23 protein-coding genes are annotated in these 21,630 nt (G+C 72.8%); 8 read left to right on the top strand and 15 right to left on the bottom strand.

Annotated elements, in window-relative coordinates; all coding sequences use genetic code 11:
• Nucleotides 1-189 precede the first annotated feature (189 nt).
• Nucleotides 190-1,110: an LLM class F420-dependent oxidoreductase gene (locus AB0A74_RS38770; protein ID WP_358257627.1), complete on the top strand. Its 921-nt coding sequence runs from the start codon at nucleotides 190-192 to the stop codon at nucleotides 1,108-1,110.
• On the opposite strand, the gene AB0A74_RS38765 is transcribed toward AB0A74_RS38770, so the two are convergent.
• From AB0A74_RS38765 to lpdA, 7 genes are all read right to left on the bottom strand, one after another.
• Nucleotides 1,100-1,585 carry a helix-turn-helix domain-containing protein gene (locus AB0A74_RS38765; protein WP_358257626.1) on the bottom strand — a complete coding sequence of 162 codons (486 nt, stop codon included), beginning with the start codon at nucleotides 1,583-1,585 and terminating at the stop codon, nucleotides 1,100-1,102. The genes AB0A74_RS38770 and AB0A74_RS38765 overlap by 11 nt on opposite strands.
• A 1-nt stretch (nucleotide 1,586) precedes the next feature.
• Nucleotides 1,587-2,438: a serine hydrolase gene (locus AB0A74_RS38760; RefSeq protein ID WP_358257625.1), complete on the bottom strand. Its 852-nt coding sequence runs from the start codon at nucleotides 2,436-2,438 to the stop codon at nucleotides 1,587-1,589.
• Between the two features lie 61 nt (nucleotides 2,439-2,499).
• A complete protein-coding gene (gene lipB, locus AB0A74_RS38755) occupies nucleotides 2,500-3,243 on the bottom strand; it encodes a lipoyl(octanoyl) transferase LipB (protein ID WP_358257623.1) in 744 nt (247 codons plus the stop codon).
• Nucleotides 3,240-3,857: a phosphatase PAP2 family protein gene (locus AB0A74_RS38750; protein WP_358257622.1), complete on the bottom strand. Its 618-nt coding sequence runs from the start codon at nucleotides 3,855-3,857 to the stop codon at nucleotides 3,240-3,242. The genes lipB and AB0A74_RS38750 overlap by 4 nt, the downstream gene beginning before the upstream one ends.
• Nucleotides 3,854-4,735 (bottom strand): TIGR01777 family oxidoreductase, encoded by an 882-nt coding sequence (locus AB0A74_RS38745; RefSeq protein ID WP_358257620.1) that lies wholly within the window; start codon nucleotides 4,733-4,735, stop codon nucleotides 3,854-3,856. Before AB0A74_RS38745 ends, AB0A74_RS38750 begins: the two co-directional genes overlap by 4 nt.
• A gap of 118 nt (nucleotides 4,736-4,853) precedes the next feature.
• Nucleotides 4,854-6,614 carry a 2-oxoglutarate dehydrogenase, E2 component, dihydrolipoamide succinyltransferase gene (sucB, locus tag AB0A74_RS38740; protein WP_358257618.1) on the bottom strand — a complete coding sequence of 587 codons (1,761 nt, stop codon included), beginning with the start codon at nucleotides 6,612-6,614 and terminating at the stop codon, nucleotides 4,854-4,856.
• Nucleotides 6,615-6,669: 55 nt separating this feature from the next.
• Nucleotides 6,670-8,040 carry a dihydrolipoyl dehydrogenase gene (lpdA, locus tag AB0A74_RS38735; protein WP_358257616.1) on the bottom strand — a complete coding sequence of 457 codons (1,371 nt, stop codon included), beginning with the start codon at nucleotides 8,038-8,040 and terminating at the stop codon, nucleotides 6,670-6,672.
• A gap of 175 nt (nucleotides 8,041-8,215) precedes the next feature.
• On the opposite strand from lpdA, the gene AB0A74_RS38730 reads away from it, so the two are divergent.
• Complete coding sequence (locus AB0A74_RS38730) at nucleotides 8,216-8,533, top strand: oxidoreductase (protein WP_358257614.1); 318 nt, start codon at nucleotides 8,216-8,218, stop codon at nucleotides 8,531-8,533.
• A 272-nt stretch (nucleotides 8,534-8,805) separates the two neighbouring features.
• Here the strand turns inward: AB0A74_RS38730 and AB0A74_RS38725 are convergent, their stop codons facing one another.
• Nucleotides 8,806-10,299: a leucyl aminopeptidase gene (locus AB0A74_RS38725; protein WP_358257612.1), complete on the bottom strand. Its 1,494-nt coding sequence runs from the start codon at nucleotides 10,297-10,299 to the stop codon at nucleotides 8,806-8,808.
• Between the two features lie 226 nt (nucleotides 10,300-10,525).
• Between AB0A74_RS38725 and AB0A74_RS38720 the strand changes: the two genes are divergently transcribed.
• Both AB0A74_RS38720 and AB0A74_RS38715 read left to right on the top strand, forming a co-directional pair.
• Nucleotides 10,526-11,722, top strand: coding sequence for an amino acid permease (locus AB0A74_RS38720; protein ID WP_358257610.1), 1,197 nt, complete (start codon nucleotides 10,526-10,528; stop codon nucleotides 11,720-11,722).
• 74 nt (nucleotides 11,723-11,796) lie between these two features.
• Nucleotides 11,797-12,897: a branched-chain amino acid aminotransferase gene (locus tag AB0A74_RS38715; protein ID WP_343940494.1), complete on the top strand. Its 1,101-nt coding sequence runs from the start codon at nucleotides 11,797-11,799 to the stop codon at nucleotides 12,895-12,897.
• Here AB0A74_RS38715 and cobS read toward each other — a convergent pair.
• From cobS to cobU, 3 genes are read right to left on the bottom strand one after another with little or no spacing between them, the layout of a single operon-like run.
• Complete coding sequence (gene cobS, locus AB0A74_RS38710) at nucleotides 12,894-13,610, bottom strand: adenosylcobinamide-GDP ribazoletransferase (RefSeq protein ID WP_358257608.1); 717 nt, start codon at nucleotides 13,608-13,610, stop codon at nucleotides 12,894-12,896. The genes AB0A74_RS38715 and cobS overlap by 4 nt on opposite strands.
• Nucleotides 13,610-14,647, bottom strand: a complete 1,038-nt coding sequence (gene cobT / locus AB0A74_RS38705; RefSeq protein WP_358257606.1) for a nicotinate-nucleotide--dimethylbenzimidazole phosphoribosyltransferase — start codon at nucleotides 14,645-14,647, stop codon at nucleotides 13,610-13,612. The genes cobS and cobT overlap by 1 nt, the downstream gene beginning before the upstream one ends.
• Nucleotides 14,644-15,201, bottom strand: coding sequence for a bifunctional adenosylcobinamide kinase/adenosylcobinamide-phosphate guanylyltransferase (gene cobU, locus AB0A74_RS38700; RefSeq protein ID WP_358257604.1), 558 nt, complete (start codon nucleotides 15,199-15,201; stop codon nucleotides 14,644-14,646). The genes cobT and cobU overlap by 4 nt, the downstream gene beginning before the upstream one ends.
• A 72-nt stretch (nucleotides 15,202-15,273) precedes the next feature.
• On the opposite strand from cobU, the gene AB0A74_RS38695 reads away from it, so the two are divergent.
• Nucleotides 15,274-15,474, top strand: a complete 201-nt coding sequence (locus AB0A74_RS38695) for a hypothetical protein (RefSeq protein WP_358257603.1) — start codon at nucleotides 15,274-15,276, stop codon at nucleotides 15,472-15,474.
• 183 nt (nucleotides 15,475-15,657) lie between these two features.
• On the opposite strand, the gene AB0A74_RS38690 is transcribed toward AB0A74_RS38695, so the two are convergent.
• Nucleotides 15,658-16,644, bottom strand: coding sequence for an aldo/keto reductase family protein (locus tag AB0A74_RS38690; protein ID WP_358257601.1), 987 nt, complete (start codon nucleotides 16,642-16,644; stop codon nucleotides 15,658-15,660).
• Between the two features lie 193 nt (nucleotides 16,645-16,837).
• Nucleotides 16,838-17,467, bottom strand: a complete 630-nt coding sequence (locus AB0A74_RS38685; RefSeq protein WP_358257599.1) for a DUF3043 domain-containing protein — start codon at nucleotides 17,465-17,467, stop codon at nucleotides 16,838-16,840.
• 42 nt (nucleotides 17,468-17,509) lie between these two features.
• On the opposite strand from AB0A74_RS38685, the gene AB0A74_RS38680 reads away from it, so the two are divergent.
• A complete protein-coding gene (locus AB0A74_RS38680) occupies nucleotides 17,510-18,526 on the top strand; it encodes a glycerate kinase (protein WP_358257597.1) in 1,017 nt (338 codons plus the stop codon).
• A 91-nt stretch (nucleotides 18,527-18,617) separates the two neighbouring features.
• On the top strand, nucleotides 18,618-18,992 hold the full coding sequence (locus tag AB0A74_RS38675; RefSeq protein WP_121221943.1) for an iron-sulfur cluster assembly accessory protein: 375 nt from the start codon (nucleotides 18,618-18,620) through the stop codon (nucleotides 18,990-18,992).
• A 64-nt stretch (nucleotides 18,993-19,056) separates the two neighbouring features.
• Here the strand turns inward: AB0A74_RS38675 and AB0A74_RS38670 are convergent, their stop codons facing one another.
• Together AB0A74_RS38670 and AB0A74_RS38665 are read right to left on the bottom strand one after the other, a co-directional pair.
• The gene (locus AB0A74_RS38670) at nucleotides 19,057-19,227 is read right to left on the bottom strand and encodes a hypothetical protein (RefSeq protein WP_358257595.1); all 171 of its coding nucleotides are present in this window, start codon (nucleotides 19,225-19,227) and stop codon (nucleotides 19,057-19,059) included.
• Nucleotides 19,228-19,339: 112 nt separating this feature from the next.
• Complete coding sequence (locus AB0A74_RS38665) at nucleotides 19,340-20,521, bottom strand: MFS transporter (protein WP_358257594.1); 1,182 nt, start codon at nucleotides 20,519-20,521, stop codon at nucleotides 19,340-19,342.
• 83 nt (nucleotides 20,522-20,604) lie between these two features.
• Between AB0A74_RS38665 and AB0A74_RS38660 the strand changes: the two genes are divergently transcribed.
• Entirely contained in the window at nucleotides 20,605-21,045 is a 441-nt protein-coding gene (locus AB0A74_RS38660) for a MerR family transcriptional regulator (RefSeq protein WP_358257592.1), read from the top strand.
• Nucleotides 21,046-21,630 lie beyond the last annotated feature (585 nt).

The raw sequence follows: 21,630 nt of genomic DNA, 5'->3' as shown, positions 1-21,630 counted from the left end.
AACTTTTTGGCCCAACCCCGGGAAAGTGTGGTAGCCCTTCGGGCAGGCCATACGGGGAGGACGGAAAAGCCCAAAAGCGGGGGCGCTGCGCGCCCGAAAGGCAGGCGCTGCGCGCCCGGAAAGCAGGCGCTGCGCGCCTCAGACTTGGGTGGTGCGTGGGTGGGGAGGCTGGCGGGATAGTTTGGGTGGGTGGAACTGCGCATCTTCACCGAGCCCCAGCAGGGGGCTTCCTACGATGACCTGCTTCGCGTCGCCCGCACGGCCGAGGACGCCGGGTTCGGGGCGTTCTTCCGGTCCGACCACTACCTGAAGATGGGGTCCGCCGACGGGCTGCCCGGACCCACCGACGCGTGGATCACGTTGGCCGGGTTGGCTCGGGAGACCAAGTCCATCCGGTTGGGCACGTTGGTCACCGCCGCGACCTTCCGGTACCCCGGGCCGTTGGCCATCTCCGTGGCTCAGGTGGACCAGATGTCCGGTGGGCGGGTCGAGTTCGGGCTCGGGTCCGGGTGGTTCGAGGAGGAGCACACCGCCTACGGGCTGCGCTTCCCCGCGCTCGGCGAGCGGTTCGAGGTGTTCGAGGAGCAGTTGGAGATCGTCACCGGGTTGTGGGGCACCCCGCTCGGCGAGACGTTCTCCTTCCAGGGCAAGCACTACACGCTCAGCGACTCGCCCGCCCTGCCCAAGCCCGTGCAGCAGCCGGTGCCGGTCGTGGTGGGTGGCAAGGGGGTCAAGCGGACGCCGGCGTTGGCCGCGCGGTTCGCCACCGAGTTCAACCTCCCCTTCGTGGGCATGGACTTCGCCGCCGAGCAGTTCGAGCGGGTGGACGCGGCGTGTCGGGAGATCGGGCGCGACCCCTCGACGATGACGCGGTCGGTCGCCCTGACCACGTGCGTCGGTCGTGACGACGCCGAGGTCGCCAAGCGGGCCGCCGCGATCGGGTGGGACTTCGAGGAGCTCAAGGCCAACGGGCTCACCGGCACGGTCGCCCAGGTGCAGGACAAGATCGGGCAGTGGCGGGAGCGCACCGGGATCTCCCGCGTCTACTGCCAGGTGCTCGACCTGTCCGACCTGGACCACGTCGAGCTGATCGCGGGCGTCACGCCCTGAGCTGACCGGCCACGTCGGAGGCGGCGGTGAGCAGGACGAGCACGGGCACGGTCGCCGCGCTGCGCAGCCGGTAGCTGCCGCGCTTGTCCTGCTCCACCACGCCGGACCCGGTCAACGCCTTGAGGTGGTGGTAGAGCTGCCCGGTGGAACCGAGGCGGGCCGCCTCCTGCAACGCCGTCGCGGGCTGGGGGCCTCGCGCCAGCAGGGACCGGACGATGTCCACCCGCGCCGGGTGCGCCAGCGCCGCCAGCACCTCGATGCGCGGTCGGTCCGCCAGCGACAGCGCCCGCTCCGGCGTCACGTCGATGCGCCACGACACCCGGCCGCCGCCCAGCGAAACCCATCCGCCGTAACCCAGTTCGCCGCCGCCGTCCGCGCTGTCGGGCAGCACGACCGTCTCGCGCTCGTCACCCTCCAGCGCCGCGACGCGCTGCTCCAGCTCGGCCAGCCGCTGCACCAGGTCCACTCCGGTCATCCTACGTAAGGGTCACGTGGAATCCCCGCAGCACAGCGGGGTCGCGCAGGGCCGAACGGACCAATGTGGCGACGTGGGCGAACTCGGCGGAGTCCTCGTCGGCCAGGACGACCGCGGTCCCGACGCGGCCGTCGTCCCAGTGGGTCCTCAGGGCGACCGCGGAGCCGCTGGTGTCCAGCGGGTGGTCGAGGTCGCGGAGGAGGCGGTGGAGGTCGGCGGCGGCGCCCCGGGTGGACGGAAGCCGCGGGGGAACGGCGGGGGAGCGGCCCAGGACCTCCAGGCGGAGTCCGGGGTCGGTCAGGTACCGCGCCGGGTCCTCTGGGCGGCCCAGGACCTGGTGCAGGCGTTCGGCGAGCAGGGACGGGACCGGGGCGTCCGGCCGGCCCAGGCGGGCGGCGCCGGCGCGGAGGCGGGCCTCGCCCAGGCGGTGGCGCAGGAAGTCGGCGGCGGCGTGGTCGTCGAACCGGGTCAGCACCGCGGCGAGGTCGGCCAGGGTCACGAAGGCGCGCGGGTCGTCCGCGACCACGCCGTTGGTGGACCTGATCCCGAGGTGCCGCAACGCGTCACCGTGGGCGTCGGGGGCCGCCCGGAACTGCTCCCACTCGGCCACCCGCACCCGTTCGGCCGGGGACAGCGTGCCCTCGGACACCGCCCGCGCGTAGCCGGCCAGGTGCACGACCTTCACCGCGGACCCGAGCGGTCGCGGTTCGTGCGCCCGGTGCGCGAACCGCCCGCCGCGCCCGTCGTCCACCACCACGGAGACGCCGGACCAGGCGGGCGACGCCGAAGCGACAGCGGGGAAGAACAGGGTGCCGCCGAACGCGGTGAGCAGGGCTCGTCGGGTCACGGGCACGACGACTCTCCCCTCGGGTGATCCGTAATTCCGGAATACTAGAGGGGAGGGTCGGCGGGTGTCAGCGGCTCTGGACGGCGAACGTCACGCCCGGCGCCACCGGCTGTTGACGCTCCAACGTGCGGTCGGTCAACGGCAGGTCGCCGTTGAGCGCGTCGATGACCGCGTCCCGCGCCATCGGCAGCACCTCGGCCACCGTCACGTCCCGGTCCAGCTCGTGCGACAGCGACGCCACCCCGGCGTCCCGGATGCCGCACGGGATGATGTCGCCGAACGCGGCCAGGTCGGCGTTGCAGTTGATCTCGAACCCGTGCATGGTCACACCGCGCTGCACCCGGATGCCGATCGCGGCGACCTTGCGCTCGATCCCGCGCTCGTCGGCCGGGATCCACACGCCGCTGCGGCCCTCGACCCGCCCGGTGCGCACGCCCAGCTGGTCGCACACGTGGATCAGGGCCTGCTCCAGCCGCCGCACGTACTGCACGACGTCCATCGGCTCGGCCAGTCCGACGATCGGGTAGCCGACCAGCTGCCCCGGCCCGTGCCAGGTGATCTTGCCGCCGCGGTCCACGTCGATCACGGGGGTGTCCCCGCCGACCGGCCGCTCGTCGGGCTCGGTGCGCCGGCCGCACGTGTAGACGGGCGGGTGCTCCAGCAGCAGCAGCGTGTCGCCGCGCGTGCCGTCCGCCCGGGCCTCGGCGAGTTCGCGCTGGAGGTCCCACGCGGCCAGGTAGTCGATGGTGCCCAGCTCACGCACGTCGATCGGGTCGGAGGACGTGCGGCAGGAGAGTTCGCGACTGCTCACGGCTCGACCCTACGCCCACCGCCCGGGACCCGGGTGACCGGCAGCAGGCCCAGCGCGAGCGCCGCCACCAGGCCGACACCGGTCGTGGCCAGCACCGCGCCCACCGTGTCGGTGAACCAGTGCATCTCCAGCACGACCCGGCTCGCCGCGGTCAGCACGATCGCCGCCACCGACGCCGCCACCACCCGCCGCACGAGCGCCGGCCGCAGGTGCGCGCACAGCACGACCGCGGTCACCGACACCGCCGTCACCGCCGTGACGTGCCCGCTGGGGTAGGACGGCAGGTCGTACTCCACCGGCCGCACCCGCAGGTAGAACCACCGGCTCAGCACGCTCGCCCAGCACACCGCGAGCAGCACCGCCGCCTTGAACACCAGCACGTCGCGCCCCAGCCACGCCCGCAGCACCAGGCTGACCAGCGCGATCGTGGCCAGCCCCGGGCTGAGCACCAGGCTCACCACGTCCGCCGCCCGCTCGAACCCCGGCCCGAGCCCCACCGCCGCGCCGCGCAGCGAGGAGTCCAGCTCGGGCGGCGCGCCGTCCACCGACACCCCGAGCACCACCGACGCCAGCGCGAGGACCACGCCGACGGAGGCCGGGAACGCCCGGCTCACGCGGTGCCGGCCGCCGCCACGGCCGCGCCCAGCGCCGGGTGCAGGAAGTGGAAGCCGTGGCGCTCCAGCACCTTCGGCACGGCCCGCTGCCCGGCCAGCACGCCCTCCTCGGCGATCTCGCCGAGCACGAGCTTGAGCGCGAACGCGGGCACCACCCACGGCGTCGGCCGGCCCAGCGCGTGCCCGACCGTGCGGGTGAACTCGGCGTTGGTGACCGGGCTGGGCGCGGTCACGTTCACCGGCCCGCGCACGTCGCGCTCCAGCACGAACTGGATCGCCGCGATCGCGTCGTCCAGGGAGATCCACGGCATGTACTGCCGCCCGTCGCCCAACCGACCGCCGAGACCGAACTTGAACAGCGGCCGGATCGCGCCGAACAACCCGCCCGACGGGCTGATCACGAGCCCCGTGCGCAGCCGCACGACCCGCTGCGACTCGGCGGCGGCGGTCGCGGCCTCCCACCGGCGGCACAGCTCGGCCAGGAACCCCGTGCCCGAGGGCGCGGTCTCGTCCACCACCGCGTCCCCGGTGTCGCCGTAGTACCCGATCGCGCTGGCGTTGACCAGCACCGGGATGCCGTGCTCGGCCACCGCCGAGGCCAGCACCTCGGTCGGGGTGGTGCGGCTGTCCAGCAGCACCTGCTTGCGGGCGTCGTTCCACCGCTTGTCCGCGACCCCGGCGCCGCACAGGTTCACCACGGCGTCCACGCCGTCCAGCGCGCCCAGGTCGATGCGCCCGGCCGGCGGGTCCCAGCCGCGCTCGTCGGGCGCCGCGGGCCGCCGCCGGACCAGCCGCAGCACCTCGTGCTCGGCCCCGCGCAACGCGGCGACCAGGCTGGTGCCGAGCAAGCCGGACGACCCCGCGATCAGAACCCGCATGCCGTTGATCGTCTCGCACGGTGCGCGGTGTTGCACAGCAGCGGTGGTGTTGCCGGTGCCACAGAACGCGGAAGGGGCGCCCCGGACGTCCCGGGGCGGCCCTTCCGCGGTGGTCGCCTCAGAGGCCCAGGTCGGCCTCGAACGAGCCCTCCTCCAAGCGGTTCTTCACCGTGGTCAGGAAGCGGCCCGCGTCGGCCCCGTCCACCAGGCGGTGGTCGTAGGTCAGCGCCAGGTAGGCCATCGACCGGATCGCGATGGTGTCGTCGCCGTTCTCGTCGGTGATGACGACCGCGCGCTTCTTCACCACGCCGACCCCCAGGATGCCGACCTGCGGCTGCTGGATGATCGGGGTGTCGAACAGCGCGCCGTTGCTGCCCAGGTTGGTCAGCGAGAACGTGCCGCCGGTCAGCTCGTCCGGGGTGAGCTTGTTCGCCCGGGCGCGCGACGCGAGGTCGTTGATCTTGTGCGACAGGCCGGCCAGGTTCAGGTCGCCCGCGTTCGCGATCACCGCGTTGAGCAGGCCGCGCTCGGTGTCGATCGCGATGCCCAGGTGCTCGGCGCCGTGGTAGACGACCTCCTTCTTCTCCTCGTCGATGGACGCGTTCAGCACCGGGTGCTGCTTGAGCGCCTCGACGGCCGCCTTGGCGAAGAAGGGCAGGAACGTCAGCTTGGTGCCCTCGCGCTGCTCGAACGCGGCCTTGGCCTTGTTGCGCAGCCGGGCGATCTTGGTGACGTCCACCTCGAACACCTGGGTGAGCTGCGCGGAGACCTGCAGCGACTCCCGGGTGCGCTGCGCGACGATCTGGCGCAGCCGCGGCAGCTTCTGCACGGTGCCGCGCTTGCCGCTGCCGTCCACGGCCGGGGTGGCGACCCGCTGGGCCGGCGCGGACGCGGCCGGGGCGGCGGGGGCGGCCGGCGCGGGAGCCGGGGCCTTGGCGGCCTCGACGGCGGCGAGCACGTCCTGCTTGCGGATGCGGCCACCGACGCCGGTGCCCTTGAGCGAGCCGAGGTCGATGCCGTTCTCGGCGGCGAGCTTGCGCACCAGCGGCGTCACGTACGGCTGGCCGTTGGCCTCCTCGGACGCGGCCGGAGCGGCCTGCGCGGGCGCGGCCTGGGCGGGCGCGGCCTGCGGAGCCGGAGCCGCGGCGGGCTTCGGGGCCTCGGCCGGCTTCGGCGCTTCCTGGGCGGGCGCGGGCTTGGGCGCTTCCTGGGCCGGGGCCGGCGCGGGGGCCGACGCCTGCGGGGCCGGGCTGCCCGAACCGATGACGGCGAGCCGGCCGCCGACCTCGACGGTCTCGTCCTCGCCGGCGGTGATCTCCAGGAGGGTGCCGGCGACCGGGGACGGGATCTCGGTGTCCACCTTGTCCGTCGACACCTCCAGCAGCGGCTCGTCGACCTCGACCGAGTCGCCGACCGACTTCAGCCAGCGGGTGACGGTGCCCTCGGTGACGCTCTCGCCCAGCGCGGGCATGGTCACCGGGGTGCCCTCGGCGGCGCCGCCGCCGGACTGGGCCGGGGCCTGCGGCTCGGGCTGCGGGTCCGGCGCGGCCTCCTCGGCGGGGGCCTGGGCGGCGGGCGTCTCGGCCGGGGTCTCCGGCGCGGACTGCTCCACCGGGGCGCTGTCACCGGAACCGGAGTCGTCGCCGTCGCCGATGACGGCGAGCTCGGCGCCGACCTCGACGGTCTCGTCCTCCTGGGCGACGATCCTCTGGAGCACGCCGGCCGCGGGGGACGGGATCTCGGTGTCCACCTTGTCGGTGGAGACCTCCAGCAACGGCTCGTCGACCTCGACGCGGTCACCCTCCTGCTTCAACCAGCGGGTGACCGTGCCCTCGGTGACGCTCTCGCCGAGTGCGGGCATTTGGACGGAGAAGGCCATCGTTCGCTGACTCCTCGTGCGTGGGTCGTGGATCGGCTGACTTGAGTTGGGACGGTCAGCCGTGCACGTGCAGCGGCTTGCCGGCCAGGGCGAGGAAGGCCTCGCCGAGGGCTTCAGTCTGGGTCGGGTGGGCGTGGATCAGCGGAGCCACGTCCTCGGGGTAGGCCTCCCAGCTGTAGATCAGCTGGGCTTCGCCGATCAGCTCGCCGACCCGCTCGCCGACCATCGTGACACCCACCACCGGGCCGTCGGGGGCCTTGACCAGCTTGACGCCGCCGGCGGTCTTCAGGATCTGGCTCTTGCCGTTGCCCGCGAGGTCGTAGACGAACGTCTCCACCGAGCCGTACTTCTCCTTGGCCGCCGCCTCGGAGAGGCCGACCGAGGCGACCTCCGGCTTGCAGTAGGTGACACGCGGGATGCCCGCCTCGTCGATGACCTTGGGGTTCTGCCCGGCGATCTCCTCCGCGACGAAGATGCCCTGCTGGAACCCGCGGTGCGCGAGCTGCAGGCCGGGCACGATGTCGCCGACGGCGTAGACGTTCGGGAGGTTGGTGCGCAGGCGCTCGTCGGTGACGACGAAGCCCCGCTCGATCGTGACGCCGGCCTCCTCGTAGCCGTGGCCCGCGGTGTTCGGGCCGCGGCCGACGGCGACCAGCAGGAGGTCCGCGTCGAGCACGTCGCCGGACTCCAGGGTCACCGAGACGCCGTTGTCGGTCTGGGTGGCGCCGGTGAACTTGACGCCGGTCTTGAACTTGATGCCCCGGCGGCGGAAGGCCCGCTCCAGCTGCTTGGACGCGTACTCGTCCTCGGCGGGGACCAGGCGGGGCAGGGCCTCCACGATGGTCACGTCCGCGCCGAACGAGGCCCACACGCTGGCGAACTCGACGCCGATCACGCCGCCGCCCAGGACGACGACCTTCTCCGGGATGAAGTCCAGGTTCAGCGCCTGGTCGCTGGTGATGATCCGGCCGCCGATCTCCAGGCCGGGCAGGCTGCGGGCGTAGGAGCCGGTCGCCAGCACGACGTTCTTGCCGGTGTAGCGCTGCCCGTCCACCTCGACGGTGGTGCCGCCGACGAACGTGCCCGCGCCCTCGACCAGGGTGACCTTGTTCGCCTTCGCCAGGCCCTGCAGGCCCTTGTAGAGGCGGCTGATCACGCCGTCCTTGTACGAGTTGACGCCCGCGATGTCGATGCCCTCCAGCGAGGACTTGACCCCGAACTGGTCGCCCTCGCGGGCGTTGTCCGCGACCTCCGCCGCGTGCAGCAGCGCCTTGGTCGGGATGCAGCCGCGGTGCAGGCAGGTGCCCCCCAGCTTGTCCTTCTCGACCAGGACGACGGACAGGCCGAGCTCCGCCGCGCGGAACGCGCAGGCGTAGCCGCCCGAGCCGCCACCGAGGATCACAAGGTCGGCGGAGGTGTCGGTCACGGGATCTCCCTGGAGAGCTTGATGCCTTACTTCGCGCGGGTGCGCGCGGGTGATTGCCATCTTGTCACTAGTTCGCGAACGACGGCGACGCGGTGTCCTGTTGGGAGGATTTGGCCACGCCTTCACACGCCCGCCGGCACCATGGGCGGCAGGAGTCTGCGCAGGAGGTGGCCCGGTGGGCCTGTTCGACCGTTTTCGCAGGAAGCAGCGCCCGGGGGTGCTGCGGGCCTCCACGTCCGCGGACACCGGCCACCTGGAGAAGTGGGCCGCGGAACGGCGGGGCGTGGAGGCGTACGTCGAGCCCAAGACGACCGTGACGGAGACCACGGTCGTGCTGGTCGCGCACGACGGCGAGTGGACCCGCCGCCGCATCGACGGCACCGAGGGCGCCCGCCGGCTGGCGAAGAAGCTGGGGATCCCGATCTACGACGCCGGAATCGTCGGCTACCCCAAGCGAATGCGCGAATACAGCCGCCGCAAGAACCAGGGTTGAGCGCGGCTCAAACCTCGTTTCACGCCACGACACGAATTCCTCGGCACGTTTCCCGGACCCGTGCCGCGCTGGTGAAGTGCCTGGTCGTGCGCCGCCTGCGGGGGCGGCTTGAAAAGGGTGAAGCGGCCCTCGGGAACGTTTCGGTGTAGCACTCGACGGTGATTTCCGTGAGAGCTTCTTCAAAGCTCGCCACCGGCCGCCTATCACGAGCTCGTGGGCACGACAAAACGGGGGCCGCACCGAGTTGGTGCGGCCCCCGACGAACTCGGGACTCAGCCGTTGGCGGCGATGTCCGCCAGCACGGCGGCCAGCGTCCGCACCGGCACGCCCGTCCCGCCCTTGGTCGTGTACCCGTACGGCCCGCCCGTGTGGAACGACGGCCCGGCGATGTCCACGTGCGCCCACGACACGCCCTCGGCCACGAACTCGCGCAGGAAGATGCCCGCCGCCAGCATGCCGCCGAACCGGTGCCCGGCGACGTTGGCGATGTCGGCCAGCCGCGAGTCCAGGTCGCCGCGCAGCTCCTCCGGCAGCGGCATGGCCCAGGCCTGCTCGCCGACCGCGCGGCCGATCGAGGCGACCCGGTCGCGGAACTCGTCGGTGCCCATCACGCCGGCCGTGCGCTTGCCCAGCGACACGACCTGCGCGCCGGTCAGCGTGGACGTCTCGATCAGGTAGTCCGGGCCGTCCTCGCACGCGCGCACGATCGCGTCGGACAGGACCAGCCGGCCCTCGGCGTCGGTGTTGAGCACCTCGACGGTCTTGCCGCCGTACATGGTGAGCACGTCGCCCGGCCGGTACGCGGTGCCCGACGGCATGTTCTCCGCCAGCGGCGCGTAGGCGGTGACCTCCAGCGGGAACTTCAGCTTCGCCGCCAGCACGACCGTCGCGACGACCGCCGCCGCGCCGCTCATGTCGGAGGTCATCTCGTCCATGCCCGCGGCCGGCTTGATGGAGATGCCGCCGGTGTCGAACGTGATGCCCTTGCCGACCAGGGCGACCTTCTTGCCCGCCTTCGGGCCGCGGTAGGTGATGCGGACCAGGCGCGGCGGGCGGGACGAGCCGCCGCCGACGCCGAGGATGCCGCCGAAGCCCTGCTTGCGCAGCGCCTTCTCGTCGAGCACCTCGACCTCGACGCCGTCCAGGCCCTTGGTCAGCGCGACGGCGCGCTCGGCGAAGGAGGCCGGGAACAGGTCGTTGGGCGGGGTGTTGATCAGGTCGCGGGTGGTGCAGACGGCCTCGGCGATCAGGGTGGACGCCTTGAGCGTGGCCCGGTGCGGCTTGAGGTTGCCGGTCACCGCGAACTCGACCCGCGCGACCGGCGCGTCGCCGGTGGAGGTCTTGTAGGCGGTGAACTGGTACGCGCCCAGCAGCGTGCCCTCGACCGCCGCACCGAGGTGTAGGGAGGACAGCGTGCTGACGGCGCGCTTCTTGCCGGTCAGGGCGCGGGCGGCGGCGCCGGCGGCGCGGCGGACCTGCTCCTCGGTCACCGAGCCGTCCGCGGCCGGCTTGCCCAGGCCGACGGCGATCACGACCGGGGCCGCGGTCTTGCCGAAACTCGGCAGGGACACGACCTCCTCGGCCTTGCCGGTGGCGCCCAGGGTGGACAACACGTCCACCAGGCCGCCGTCGAACGCGGCGTCCACCGCGTCGGCCGCGCCGGCGAGGGCGAGGCCGTCCGGTCCCTGGAGGGTGCCCACGACCACGGCGTCCGCGGTCGTGGTGCTCGGGTCACTGTCGGTGATGGCCAGCTTCGGCGGGGTCACTGCGGCTCCTCGACGTGGGTCCTCCCGGCACTTCCTGGTCGTGCGGCGGGAACTGGGTGGACGACTCTGGGTGTTTTCGGACCAAGGTGGATCGTGACGAATGCTAAAGGTCTCGTTCATCCCCGCGTCCCCCGCACTCTCGATAGCGGGGAGTAACAATTAACACGATCAGGGGTCAGCCCGACGGGCGTTCGCACTCACCCGGTCCATCTGGGACTGTTAGGCGGTGACAGTCACGCCCCGTGCCGGGGCCGTGGTGCTCGCGCTCGGCGCGACGCTGGGCGTCGGAGTCCTCACCGGACTCGCCCCGGCGGCGGCCCTCGCGGGCCCCTGGTTCCTCTTCGCCCTGCCGCTCGCCGCGCTCACCGCGCTGTGCTGCGCCTACTCCACCGCCGACCAGCACCGCGCGTACCCCGACGCGCCCGGCGGCTACGCCTACATCCGCAACCAGCTCGGCCCGTGGCCCGCGCGCATCGGGGCCAGCGCCCACCTGATCGGGCGGGCCGGCGTCGCCGCCGCGCTGGCCGGCGCGTTCGGCGCGTACGTGTTCCCCGCGGACCGGACGCTCGCCGGGTTGGCGCTGCTCATCGGCACCGCCGCGCTCGGCCGGCACGTCCGGGGCCGCGTCGGCTGGGCGGTCGTCGCGCTCGTCGTGGGCGTGCTCGGCCTCGTCGCGCTGGCCGGCTTCTCGGTGCCGCCGCCGGACAACAGCGCCGTCCCGGCGACCGCGGCCGGGTTCGACGGCATCATGGGAGCCGCATCGCTGCTGTTCATCGCCTTCACGGGCTTCGAACGGGTGACCGCGCCTCACCCGGACGGGAAGACCTTCACCGCGAAGACCCTCCACGTGGCGATCCCGGTCCTCATCGGGGTGGTCTTGATCCTGACGGCCGTGCTCGGCGTGTCGGTGTTGCGCCAACTCGGTCCGAGCAGGCTCGGTCTGTCCCCGGCGCCGCTGCGCGACGCCCTGGTCGCCGCCGACGGCCGCGCGTTGCTGCCGGTCCTGACGCTGGGCGCGGCGGTGGCGATCGTCGCGGCGCTCTCGTGGGTCCTCGCCGGCGCCCGCCGCACCCTCGCGGGCCTCGCCGAGACCGGCGACCTGCCCGCCGTCCGGGCCGGCTGGCCGCTCGACGTGGTCGGCGCCGCCCTGGCCGCCGCGGCGTTCCTGCTGCTGCCCCCGACCACCGCGCTGGCGGTGGGGGCGTGCGGCACCGCCTTCTACTACGGCTTCACGAACGCCGGCGCCCGCGTGCTGCTCCACGAGGACCGCACCTGGCCCATGCGCACGGCGTGCCTCGGCCTGGGGTTGTCGGTGCTGCTGGCCATGAGCGCGCCGGCGGAGGCGCTCGTGATCACCGCCGTGGGCATCGCCGCGGGTACCGGGCTGCTCGCGCTGGGACACCTGCGCCAGCCGGTCGGGTAAGGCGAGGGAAGCTCGGACGTCCGAGCGTCGGGACGGCGATTTTCCGATGTCCCACCAGCGGCTACTGTGCTGACATGACGACCGCGTTGCCTTTCACCCGGACCCCCAACCCCACGCCGGCGACCCCGGAACGGGTCGCGGAGGTACTCGCCAAGCCGGGCTTCGGGCAGCACTTCACCGACCACATGGTGACGATCCGCTGGAACCGCGAGCAGGGCTGGCACGACGCCGCAGTCGAGCCCTACCACTCGCTGGAACTGGACCCGGCGGCGATGGTGCTGCACTACGGCCAGGCGATCTTCGAAGGGCTCAAGGCCTACCGCCGGCCCGACGGCTCGATCGCGTCCTTCCGCCCCGAGGCGAACGCCGAGCGCTTCCGCGCCTCCGCCCGCCGCATCGCCATGCCCGAGCTGCCCGACGAGCTGTTCCTGGAGTCGATCCGGGAGCTGGTCGCCGTGGACGAGCGGTGGGTGCCGGCGGGCGGCGAGGAGTCGCTGTACCTCCGGCCGTTCATGTACTCCACGGAGAAGGGCCTCGGCGTCCGCCCGTCGACGGAGTACCTCTACGTGCTCATCGCCTCGCCCGCCGGCTCCTACTTCGCCGGTGGCCTGAAGCCGGTGACGGTGTGGCTGTCCACCGAGTACGTCCGCGCGGCCCCCGGCGGCACCGGCGCGGCGAAGTTCGCGGGCAACTACGCGGCGTCGCTGGTGGCGCAGGCGCAGGCCGCCGAGCAGGGCTGCGACCAGGTCGTGTGGCTGGACGCGGTGGAGCGCCGCTGGGTCGAGGAGATGGGCGGGATGAACCTGTTCTTCGTCCTCGGTTCCGGCGCGGACGCCCGCATCGTCACGCCCGAGCTGTCCGGCGCGCTGCTGCCCGGCATCACCCGCGACTCGCTGCTGCGCCTGGCCGGCGACCTCGGCCACGCGGTCGAGGAGCGCCGGTTCTCCACCGAGGAGTGGGAGAAGAAGGCGGAGTCCGGCGAGCTGACGGAGGTCTTCGCGTGCGGCACGGCCGCCGTGATCACCCCGGTGGGCCACGTGAAGCACGCCGGCGGCCAGTTCAGCATCTCCGGCGGCGCGACCGGCGAGGTGACGATGAAGCTGCGCGAGCGGCTGACCGGCATCCAACAGGGCACCGTCGAGGACCCGCACGGCTGGATGACCAAGCTGGCCTAGGACGCCAACGCGCAGACGGCGAGCACCGACACGCTCGCCGTCTCGCAGGCCGCGCCGAGCACGTCGCCGGTGATCCCGCCGAAGCGCTTGCGCGTGTGCCGCACCAACACCAGCACCAGGCCCAGCGCCAGGACCACCGCGACCGGGCCGTGGACGGGGGCCACGAAGAACCCCGCCACGGCCAGCGCGACCCACCACGCCACCACGACCCACACCGGCTGGGTGCCGGCGACCAGCGCCCCCAGCCCTTCCGGCCGGGCCGCCGGCACGCCGCGGGCGCAGCACAGCACGAAAGCCGCCCGGCCCGCCGCCAACGCCAGCACCACCGCGCCCCACGGCACGGACGGCAGCGCCACCGCCTGCGCCCCCAGCACGACGATCAGCGCCACCACCGCGAACGGCCCGGCCCCGCCGTCCTTCATCACGGCCAGCGCCCGCTCCGGCGGCCCGTAGCACCCGAGCCCGTCGGCGGTGTCGGCCAACCCGTCCAGGTGCATCCCGCGCGTGGCCAGCGCCAGCCCGCCGACGACCAGGAACCCCGCCAGCGCCGGCGGCGCGCCCAGCCACGACAGGCCGGCCAGCACCAGCGCCGCCACACCGCCCAGCAGCACCCCGACCACCGGGGCCCACGTGATCGCCCGCCGCGCCGCGCGACCGTCCACGTGGGACACCGGGATCGGCAGGACGGTCAGCCAGGACAGCGCCAGCCGCATCAGGCCGGCCCGGAGACGCCCGCGCCCTCGAAGGTCGCCATCTCCGCCAACACCTTCGCCGCCATCGCCACCAGCGGCAGCGCGGCCACCGCGCCGGAGCCCTCGCCCAGGCGCATCTCGAAGTCCAGCAGCGGTTCCAGGCTCAGGTGGTTCAGCGCGATCGAGTGCGCGGGCTCGACCGACCGGTGCCCGGCCACCCACCACTCGCGCGCGCCCGGGGCCAGCTCCTCGGCCACGATCGCCGCCGCGCCGACCACGACCCCGTCCAGGATGACCGGCGTCCTGCGCACGGCCGCCTGCGCCAGGAACCCGGCCATCGCCGCGATGTCCGCGCCCGACGCGGTCGCCAGCAGCCGCACGGGGTCGCTGAGCACCGGCCGGGCCCGGCGCAGCGCGTCGCGGATGGCGGCGGTCTTGCGCATCCAGCCCTGGTCGTCGATGCCGGTGCCGCGGCCCACCACGGCCACCGGCTCCGAGCCGGTCAGCGCGGCGATCAGGACGGCCGCGGGCGTGGTGTTGCCGATGCCCATGTCCCCGGCGACCAGCAGGTCCGCGCCGCCGTCCACCTCGTCGTCGGCGAGCTTGCGGCCCAGCTCGATGGCCCGCTCGGCCTCGTCGAGAGTCAACGCGTCCTCGCGGTCGATCGAGCCGGAACCGCGGCGGATCTTGGCGTCGCCGACGGACGTCTCGGAGTCCACCGCCACGTCCACCACGCGGACCGTCGCGCCGGCCACCGTGGCCAGGACGTTGACCGCCGCTCCGCCGTCGAGGAAGTTCGCCACCATCTGCCCGGTGACCTCGCTGGGGTACGCGGACACGCCGTGCCGCGCCACCCCGTGGTCGCCGGCGAACACGACGACCCGGGGCCGGGTGAACGGCCGCGGCGGGCACACGCCCTGGCACGCGGACACCCAGACGCCCAGCTCCTCCAGCTTGCCCAACGACCCCGCGGGCTTGGTCAGCACGCCGTGGCGCGCGACGGCCTGGCGGCGGGCGTCCTCGCTCGGCGGCTCCACGGGCGGGAACTCGACGGTCACCGACTACCTCCGGCTTCGCGCAGTCGCAGTGGGATTCCCGCGACGACCAGCAAGACCTCGTCGCAGACCTCGGCCAGCCGCGCGTTGAGCGAGCCGAGGTGATCGCGGAAGAGCCTGCCAGAGCGGGTGCTGGGCACGACGCCGAGGCCGACCTCGGCGGACACCAGCACCAGCCGGGTCTTCGCCTGGGCGACCGCGTTGACCAGGGCGGTGCACTCGCGCTCGACCTCGCCGACGCCGTGGCCCTCCCACGCGCCCGCGTCGTCCAGCGCGCCGGCGAGCCAGGTGGCCAGGTCGTCGACCAGGATCGGCGGGTCGGTGGGGGCGGTGGCGGTGAGCAGCGCGGTGAGGTCGTGGGGGGCGGGCGCTTCGACGGTGTGCCACGTGGCGGGGCGGCGGGCGACGTGCTGGGCGATCCGCAGCTCCCAGTCCGCGTCGTCGGGGTAGCGCCGCGCGGTCGCGACGTACGTGACGACGTCGTCGGTGAGCAGCCCTTCCGCGTGCGCGGACTTGCCCGACCGCGCGCCGCCGAGGACCAGTGTCCGACTCGTCACACCGCACCCCATCCGGTCTGTTTGGTCTTAGCCTGGCGAACGTTACCCGGCGGACATCGGGAGGAGCCGGACGTGGAGTACCGGTGGCGCTACCAGGACGAGAGCGGCCGTGAGGTGGACGGCCCGACGGTGGTGTTCGCGGACCAGACCGAGGCCGAGGACTGGTTCAGCGCGGAGTGGTCGGCGCTGCGCGACGCGGGCGTGGCCCAGGTGACGCTGCTGCGCGCCGAGTCCGAGGTCTACGGCCCGATGTCCCTGGCCCCCGCCGAGTAGGCAACCCGTGGCTCGCCGCGAGGCCGGGCGCGCCGCCTCCGGGACCCACGCCGCCTCCGGGACCCGCGCTGCCTCCGGCAACCCGCGCCGATCGGTCCCGGGTCCTGGGCACACCGCTCCGCGCGGAGCGGTGTGAACGGCGAGGGCCCCACCCGTCGGCGCGGGTGGGGCCCTCGCGCGCGGTCACGGGGTGACGGTCAGGCGCGGGTCGGTCTCGACCACGCCCTCCAGCACCTCGTCGATCTTCTTGAGCAGCTCGTCCTCCAGCTTCACGCCGGCGGCCTTCACGTTCTCGTGCACCTGCTCCGGCCGGGACGCGCCGATGATCGCGGAGGCCACGTTCGGGTTCTGCAGCACCCACGCGACGGCGAGCTGGGCCAGCGACAGCCCCGCCTCGTCGGCCAGCGGCTTGAGCTGCTGGACCTTGTTCAGCACGTCGTCGCGCATGAACCGCTGGATGAACTTGGAACCGTTCTCGTCGGTCGCGCGCGAGCCCTCCGGCACCGGCTGCCCCGGCAGGTACTTGCCGGTCAGCACGCCCTGCGCGATCGGGGACCAGACGATCTGGCTGATGCCCTCGCGCTCGGAGGTCGGCACCACCTGCGACTCGATGACCCGCCACAGCATCGAGTACTGCGGCTGGTTGGAGATGAACGGCACCTTCAGCTCGCGGGCCAGCGCGGCGCCCTGGGCGATCTGGTCGGCGTTCCACTCGGAGACGCCGATGTAGAGCGCCTTGCCCTGGCGGACGATGTCGGCGAAGGCCAGCATCGTCTCTTCCAGCGGGGTGGTGCGGTCGAACCGGTGCGCCTGGTACAGGTCCACGTAGTCGGTCTGCAGGCGCTGGAGCGAGCCGTCGATGGACTCCATGATGTGCTTGCGGCCGAGCCCCTTGTCGTTGGGGCCGCCGGGACCGGTCGGCCAGAAGACCTTGGTGAAGATCTCCAGCGACTGGCGGCGCTCACCCTTGAGGGCGCGGCCGAGCACCTCTTCGGCCTTCGTGTTGGCGTACACGTCGGCGGTGTCGAAGGTCGTGATGCCGGCGTCGAGCGCGGCGCGGACGCAAGCGGTCGCCTGCTCCTCCTCGACCTGGGAGCCGTGGGTGAGCCAGTTGCCGTACGAGATCTCGCTGATGTTGAGGCCACTGCGGCCGAGGCGTCGGAACTCCATGCGCCCCACCCTAGCCCCGGATCGTTCGGCAAGCTAATGAACTACCGATGCTCTCACGCTCCGGTCCCACCCCGCGAGGCCGCGTCGGCCTGTCGCGGTGCGTTTTCCGCCGATCACGCCTTTCGATCGGCGGAAAACGGGCCGCGATGGGCCGACTCCCGGGCGGCCGAGCCGCGCGACGCCAGTCGCGCAATCAGACACGGTCGCCGTAGGAAACGCGCGGCTTGGGGACCCGCAACCTTCGCAGCTGGCTGGCCCGGATGAACGAGTACCAGCCGATCGACAGGCCGCGCGAGGTGTCCTGCGGGAACTTCGCCCGCACGCGCTTGGTCACGTACCGGCCCAGCACGAAGCCCTCCACGACCATCGCGAGCAGCATGAACGTGGTCACCAGGGTCGCGTACTGCTGCACCTGCGGTGACGGCACGAGCAGGGCCACGAAGACCAGGATCGCCAACGGCATGAACAGGCCCATGAGGTTGCGGCGCGAGTCGACCACGTCGCGGATGTACGCCTTCACCGGACCGCGGTCGCGGGGCAGGAGGTACTTGTCCTCGCCGGCCATCATGCGCTGGCGGCGCTCGGCGGCGGCGGCGCGGCGCTCCTCCTTGGACACCTTGTTCCCGCGCATGCGCTTGAGCGCCTCGCGCTGCGTGCGCGGCGGCGGGGGCACGGGGCCCCGGCGCTTGCCCTCCGCCTCGCGGCGCTTCGGGGTGGGCCTGCCCTTGCCGGGTGTGCGCGAGGCGTCGCCGGGCGTCACCTCCGCCGGGGTCTCTTCGGCGGCGGGGGTGGCTTCGTCGGCATTGCGGCGCAGGAACCTCACGCACCAAGAGTAGGAGATGCCCGGTTCCGTACCCTTCGCGAGGTGCGAGTTGTTATTGCGCCGGACTGCTTCGGCGGAACGTTGACCGCGCGGGAGGCCGCCGAGGCCGTCGCGGAGGGCTGGCGCCGCGCCGCCCCCGACGACGAGTTGCGGCTGCGTCCCCTGGCCGACGGCGGACCCGGGTTCGTGGACGTGCTGCACGCCGCCCTCGGCGGCACCCTGCACGACCTCGACGTGACCGGTCCCCGCGGCGAACGCGTGCGGGCCGTCTGGCTGGAGCACGAGGGCACCGCCTACGTCGAGTCCGCCCAGGCCTGTGGCCTGCACCTCGTCCCGAAGGACGAACGGCCCGCCACGGCGGAGACCGCGACCACCCGGGGTGTGGGGGAGCTGGTCGCCGACGCCGACCGGACCTGTCACACGATCGTGGTGGGTCTGGGCGGTTCGGCCACCACCGACGGCGGCGCGGGCCTGCGCGAGGTCGTGACCGGCGTCAACGCCAAGCTGGTGGCCGCCTCCGACGTGGAGAACCCGCTGCTCGGGCCGCACGGGGCCGCCCACACGTTCGGGCCGCAGAAGGGCGCGTCGCCCGAGGCCGTGGCCCGGCTGGAGGAGCGCCTGGCGGCCATGCCCGAACTCGCGCCCGTGCGCGACCTGCCCGGCGCGGGCGCGGCCGGCGGGCTGGGCGCCGCGCTGCTCGCGCTGGGCGCCGAGGTGACGTCCGGCGCGGGTCTCGTGCGCCGGCTCACCGAGCTGGACGAGGCGCTGGACGACGCCGACCTGGCCGTCACCGGCGAGGGCAGCTTCGACTGGCAGTCGCTGCGCGGGAAGCTCATCACGGCCGTCGCGGGCGGCGCGGCCGAGCGCGGCATCCCGTGCCTGGTGCTCGCGGGCCAGGTCAGCGTGGGTCGGCGCGAGGCCGCGGCGGCCGGCGTGCAGGAGTCGTACTCGGTCACCGAGCACGCCGGGTCGGTGGAGGAGTCCATGTCCGACCCGGCCGGCACCCTCGCCGCGCTCGCCCACGACGTGGCGAGGCAGTGGTCACACCCCGCCCGCTGAGGGTTGTGCGACCATGGGTGTCAGGAACAAAGCGGGTACCGCCCGTGTTTGCTGGGAACAGATGCCCGCAAAGGACCTCTGAGGGAGAGCCATGACGACCGCTCAGGATGCAGCCACCTCGACTCCTGACGCACCGCCCACCCACGGCGTCACGCTGACCGACGCGGCGGCCGTGAAGGCCAAGGCGCTGCTCGACCAGGAGGGCCGCGACGACATGCACCTGCGCATCGCCGTGCAGCCCGGTGGCTGCGCCGGCCTGCGCTACCAGCTGTTCTTCGACGAGCGCACGCTGGACGGCGACGCCCTGCGCGACTTCAACGGCCTCAAGGTCGCTGTGGACCGCATGTCGGCCCCGTACGTCGAGGGCGCGGTGATCGACTTCGTCGACACGATCGAGAAGCAGGGCTTCACGATCGACAACCCGAACGCGGGCGGCTCGTGCGCCTGCGGCGACTCGTTCCACTGAGTCGGCACGGAATCGAGAGGCCCCCGCCGCGGCGGGGGCCTTTTCCGTTGCCGGGGTGGCGGGGTCAGACGTAGGCGTCCAGGTCGTCCACCTGGGCCGCGTTGGCGTCGGTCACCCGCCACTCGGCCGCCGCCCGGGGCTCGGGCAGCACCTTCTCCGTCGGCCGCAGCTCGGCCGGCACCTCGGTGCAGTCGTCGATCAGCTCGTCCAGCGTGTCCGCCTCGGTGTTCCTCACCTGCGCGACGGTAGGCCGGTCATCGGATTGACAAAAGCCCTACCGGGCGGTAGCCGTCCGGTAGGGCTCCTGTCGTCCGGGTGGCGCCGGGCCCCGGCGAGCGCGGGCCGCGCTAGGCCGCGGCGAGCGCCGGTTCCAGCGGTCGCGAGTGGTCGTGGCCCCGGCGCACCAGGCGTCCGAGGAACAGCGCCACCAGCACCCCCAGGACCGCCGGCACGGCCCCCACGGCCGCGATCCACTGCAACCCGAACCCGCCGCTGATGACCGCCCCGCCGATCATCGGCCCGAACGCGGCGGCCACGTTGAACGCCGAGATGTTCACCGAGGCCACCAGCCCCGCCGCCGACCCGGCCTGGCCCATCAGGAAGGTGTGCAGCAGCGGCCCGGCCGCGAACGCGCTGGCGCCCAGCACGAACACCCCCACGACGGCCGTCACCTTCGTCTCCAGCAGGAAGCCCTGGGCCAGCAGCAGCGCGGTCAGGGCGGCCAGCGGGATCGGCAGCACCTTCGGGATGGCCGCGGGCTGGACGCGGCCGGCGATCGTGCTGCCGACCATCGTGCCCAGGCCGTAGACCAGCAGCACCCCGGTCACCCAGGCCGGGCTGAACCCGCTCACGTCCCGCAGCGCCGGCGCCACGTAGGTGAAGGCGGTGATCATGCCGGTGAACGCGAGGACGGTCGTGAGCAGCCCGAACAGCACCGTCCGGCGGCTGAACGCGAACATGTTGGCCCGGAACCCGGCGTCGGGCTCGTGCGCCACCTTCGGCGCGCCCAGCACGACCCCGAGCAACCCGACGAGGGTCAACGCGGCGACCACGGCGAACGACCCGCGCCAGCCGTAGTTCTGGCCGACCAGCGTGCCGACCGGGATGCCCAGGATGGTGGAGAGGGCGACCCCGTTGACGATCTTGGCGATGGCCGCGGTCTGCTTCTCCGGCGGCACCGCCGCCACCGCCACCTGCGAGGCGACGGCGAAGAACAGGCCCTGGGAGAGCGCGGCGACCATGCGCGCGGTCATGAGCAGTTCGTAGTTGGGCGCGAGCGCCGAGGCCGTGGAGGCCAGCAACGCCAGCGCCATGACGGCGATGAGGAGGGACCGGCGCGGCAGCCGCCCGGTCAGGACGGTCAACACGGGTCCGCCGACGGCGACGGACACCGCGTAGGCGGTGACCAGCAGGCCCGCGGTCGGCAGCGCGACCCCCAGGTCCGCGGCGACCTCGGGGAGCACACCGACGACGATGAACTCCGAGGTCCCCACCGCGAACGCGCACAGCATCAGAACGAGAGCGATCACGGGGGAGACGCTAAAGTGTGACACTGACGTCAGGGTCAAGCTTGCGTGATCGTCGGCTCTTTTGCGGCGGAGGGGGAATACGGGTGCTGATCGGCGAACTCGCGGAGAAGACGGGGACCACGGTCCGCATGCTGCGGTACTACGACCAGCACGGACTCCTGAAGCCGAAGCGGACCGAGTCGCGCTACCGGGTGTACGACGAGGCCGACGTGGAGCGCGTGCGCAGCGTGCGGTGCCTGATCTCGTCGGGCCTGAACGTGCGCCTGGTCCGCCTGGTGCTCGCCCACGCGCTGGGCGAGGAGGTGGACCTGCCGGCGGACGAGGCGGGGTGCGTGCCGTTGCTGGAGATGTTGCAGGAGGAGTTGAGCTCGCTGGAGGACCGGATCGCGGGGTTGGAGCGCAGCAAGACCCATTTGACCCGGTTGGTGGGGGACGTGGAGGTGATCCTGGCGGAGAAACGAGCAGCCAAGTTCGGCTCCGCACAGGCGAACGCCGACCCGGCTCGCCTGACCCGGCTCGCCTGACCCGGCTCGCCTAACGCGGCTCTCCTAACCTGGCTCGCCTGAGCGCGCGACCTCGCATGCCGCGCAGCGGCTGCTTTTCACCGCGCGAAGCGCGGTCACTGTTAGCTGTAGGAAGGGCTTCGGTTCCCCCACCGTATGACCTGCCCGAAGGGCTACCGCACTTTCCCGGGGTTGGGCCAAAAAGTTTTGCGAGGAACGAGCAAAAGTTTTTCGACCAACCCCGGGAAAGTGTGGTCGGCTGTGCCAGGTCATGCGGTGGGGGAACCGATGCTCTTCCCCCCCCACTGGAGGTCTCCCCAGCCGCTTTTGTCTTGAGAGCGCGCCAGCGCTGTCTCAACGCGCGAAGCGCTCTCAAGCGCGAAGCGCGTTCGAGCTCCCGGAGCGCGGAGCGCGTCGCGTGAGGACCCGCGAAGCGTGGGCTTGAGAGCGTGAGCGTTGGGTTTAAGAGCTTAAAAGAGCCTCGCCGGCGGGCAGGCCGCCGGAGATGACAAAAAGCAAAAGAAAGGGCGGGGGCTTCTTGCTTGTGTCATCTCCGTATGGCCTGGCGGAGCCAACCACACTTTTGGCCGGGTGCCGCTAAATTTT

The organism is Saccharothrix sp. NPDC042600 (assembly GCF_040647305.1).
Classification (GTDB): domain Bacteria; phylum Actinomycetota; class Actinomycetes; order Mycobacteriales; family Pseudonocardiaceae; genus Actinosynnema; species Actinosynnema mutabilis.
The sequence above is the reverse complement of the archived record's forward strand: the minus strand, read 5'-3'. Positions and strand labels throughout refer to the sequence as shown.

What these genes read in the sequence shown, in the direction of transcription:
- AB0A74_RS38765 (WP_358257626.1), bottom strand. Translation starts at nt 1,585, where the DNA reads ATGACCGGAGTGGACCTGGTGCAGCGGCTGGCCGAGCTGGAGCAGCGC.
- AB0A74_RS38745 (WP_358257620.1), bottom strand. Translation starts at nt 4,735, where the DNA reads ATGCGGGTTCTGATCGCGGGGTCGTCCGGCTTGCTCGGCACCAGCCTG.
- sucB (WP_358257618.1), bottom strand. Translation starts at nt 6,614, where the DNA reads ATGGCCTTCTCCGTCCAAATGCCCGCACTCGGCGAGAGCGTCACCGAG.
- AB0A74_RS38715 (WP_343940494.1), top strand. Translation starts at nt 11,797, where the DNA reads ATGACGACCGCGTTGCCTTTCACCCGGACCCCCAACCCCACGCCGGCG.
- cobS (WP_358257608.1), bottom strand. Translation starts at nt 13,610, where the DNA reads ATGCGGCTGGCGCTGTCCTGGCTGACCGTCCTGCCGATCCCGGTGTCC.
- AB0A74_RS38690 (WP_358257601.1), bottom strand. Translation starts at nt 16,644, where the DNA reads ATGGAGTTCCGACGCCTCGGCCGCAGTGGCCTCAACATCAGCGAGATC.
- AB0A74_RS38675 (WP_121221943.1), top strand. Translation starts at nt 18,618, where the DNA reads ATGACGACCGCTCAGGATGCAGCCACCTCGACTCCTGACGCACCGCCC.